General features: G+C 63.2%; 1 protein-coding gene. It reads left to right on the top strand.

Annotation, left to right across the window (positions count from 1 at the left end; all coding sequences use genetic code 11):
- Positions 1 to 309 precede the first annotated feature (309 nt).
- Positions 310 to 2619, top strand: a complete 2310-nt coding sequence (locus tag KA184_23815) for an SUMF1/EgtB/PvdO family nonheme iron enzyme (protein MBP8132619.1) — start codon at positions 310 to 312, stop codon at positions 2617 to 2619.
- Positions 2620 to 2991 lie beyond the last annotated feature (372 nt).

Here is a 2991-nt window from a genome sequence, read left to right as displayed (position 1 = left end):
TTGCTCCTTCCTATGCTCTAGCATATTTACTAGAGCATAGTCTATGAGAAAACTCCGGAAAAAGCAAGAGAAAAAAGAAAAGACCGCGCCAAAATCTAGTCAAGGGCCAAACACCAGGGCACGGGCGTCCCGCCCGTGCTTGAAGACCACGGGCAAGATGCCCATGCCACACCACGTGAAAGCGACCAGCCCCCGCGCGCGACATAGACCTTGGAAGCGCCCCGGCTGTGTCTGGCGCGTGTCGCGCCCGCGTCGGCGATTATGCTGTATACTATCGGGTCACAGGGTGTTATGGAGGAAGTCGCGGGTATGAAACGTCGAGCAGTCATCGTCGGGGTCGATGGCAAGGCGCCGTGGGACTTCGTCCCGCTCCAACATGCCGTCGACGACGCCATTCGCATGGACCGCCTGTTCCATCGCATTGCGGAACAGACGTCCTTCGACAGCATCGACCTGCTCCGGAATCCCTCGGATGACGAGGTGCGCGAGGCGGTGCGGCAACGCATCAGCGGTCTCGGGCGCGGGGACCTGTTCGTCTTCTACTTCGCCGGTCATGGGAAAAGACAGACGAGCGGCAAGTACCTGCTGCTGTGTCCGCAGGCGGACAAGACTGTGCTGACGACCGACGACACGAACGGGACCGTTACGGATGCGTTCCTGCGTTCTGCGGTGGGGCCGCGGGATTTCGATTGTCTGTTCCTGTTCGACACGTGCCGCAGCGTGTTGCTGCCCGAGCACCTCCGGCGGCGCGACGCACTGGCGTTAGGCGTTATGGACGGCGAGACGCGGCTGCGCGACCTGGGCCGCGAAAAGGCGCAGCATGGCCGTGGCGCGTGCGTCACGGTGTATTCCTGCCGCGACGGCGCCCATGCGGGCGAAGTTCCTGAGCTCAAGGCGGGCGCATTTACCTGGGCGCTCGAACAATGCGTTCTGGAGCGCCTGCATGCGGGCAAGCCGGTGCGCGTCAATGAGAGCTTCATCGCCGGCAACGTGGCGGAGCGGATGCGCGCGCACGCACCCGAACAGGTTCCCGGTTACTCCTGCGAGGCCGGCGCGGGCATTCTTCTGGCCGAGGGCCGCGAGGCCGCGGCCGCAACGCCCGCGCCAGCCGCATGCCCCGCGGTAAAGGCAGCCTTCGTTCCGCCCCCCGCGCAAGTTCAACCAAAAGTTCCCCAGTTTGAAGGGTCACGGCACGAATACCTGGAACAGAAGCTAGGCTTGCGCGCAAGTTGGATAATGCTGGCGCTCGCGGCAGCCCTCGCGCTGCTCCTGCTGACAATCCTGCTCCAGCGAGGGGAGACCCCGCAGGTGACCGCGCCTCCCCCACCGCCTGTGGGGCCAACCGCGAAAGCGCAGGGGACTCCGCCCACGCCGAAACCACAGACGGTGCCCGGCAAGCCGCCATCCTCTCCGCCGAAGACCGAAACGCGACCCGAACCCGCGGCCCCGCCCGCGAAGCCCAGCAAGACCGCCACGGACGCGAGCGGGGCGCGCCAAAAGGCGGCCCAGGAGAAACAGGCCGCACTCGCGGCGGGGGCGGAACGCCACGCCATTGCGCAACTCACAAAGGCGGACGCGGCGTTTCAGCATGCGGAACAACAGGACGCGCAGGAGCAGTTTGACGGGGCCGTGACGGGCTACGAAAGCGCAGCGGCGCAATACCGCGAGGCGACGCGCATTGCCAACGAGACGGAGGCGCTGCTCAAGCGCATTGCGGACGCCCGTGCGCAGATGGAGCAGGCGCGCGCGCATGCGGATGCGCTGGATGCAAAAGAGGCTGCGAAAATCCGGTACGCGCAAGCGATGGCGAAGACGGAAGAAGCCGCAGCTAAGGAGCCCGACCCTGGCGCGGAGCAACTCTACCAGGAAGCGTCAACCCGGTTCCGCGCTGCCGCGGAAGAAGCCGGACGCGCAAAGGGCGAGATGTCCGTGGACCTTGGCGGTGGCGTGGTCCTGCGGTTGGTCTTCATACCGCCGGGGACGTTCTTGATGGGCAGCCCGGCCAGCGAGGAAGGGCGCGGCAATGACGAAACGCAGCACGAAGTAACGCTGACCCAGGGCTTCTGGATGGGGAAATATGAGGTCATGCAGGGCCAATGGGAGCGGCTGATGGGGAGCAACCCGAGCTCTTTCAAGGGCGATCCCCGGCTGCCCGTCGAGAACGTGTCCTTGGAAGACTGCCAGGAGTTTATCGAGAAATTGAATCAGCGGATAGCCGGGGGCGGATTCCGCCTCCCCACGGAAGCGGAATGGGAATACGCCTGCCGCGCCGGAACTACAACGCCCTTCCATTTCGGGAACACAATCTCGGCAGAGCAAGTGAATTACGACGCGGATGAAGTCTACGGCAACGGTCAGAAAGGAGTTTCTAGAAGGAAGACTGTTATGGTAGCACAGTTTCCGGCAAACGCCTGGGGTTTGCACGACATGCACGGGAACGTGTGCGAATGGTGCGGGGATTGGTACGGCGAGTACCCGTCGATTGGGCTTCGCGTCTTGCGGGGCGGCTCCTGGGGCAGCGATCCCGGGGGCTGCCGTTCGGCGAACCGGTTCGGGGGCAACCCGGAGAACCGGGACGACGACTACGGTTTCCGGGTGGTTCGCGTTCCCTCCGCGTAGTTTCCCTTTGACTCTTTTTCCCTTTACCCTCTGACGGGGGGAAGTACAGAGGGGGGCTTCCCCCCCTTTGTCGGCGGCGGTTTTTGGAGGTTTATGTATGCGAAAGAGGCCGGTTTCGCCTGAGCCGGGGGTGTTGGTGTGTTTGTATGATTTCACGGTCTGGTTCCTGCGGCATACGAATCGTTGACTCGTTCCCAAGTTGCACTTGGGAACGCGTTTTTCTGAAAAGCTTCGCTTTGTATTACCCTATCGTCCATGCGTTCGCGCTATCGCATAGTGGAATCGGACGGCATCTACTTCCTCACGGCCACGGTCAACGAGTGGATACCCGTCTTCATTGGCCGGGACTTCTGCGACATCATCATCGCCGCG

It is taken from the genome of Candidatus Hydrogenedentota bacterium (assembly GCA_018005585.1).
Lineage (GTDB): Bacteria > Hydrogenedentota > Hydrogenedentia > Hydrogenedentales > JAGMZX01 > JAGMZX01.
This window is presented reverse-complemented; position numbering and strand designations above follow the sequence as displayed.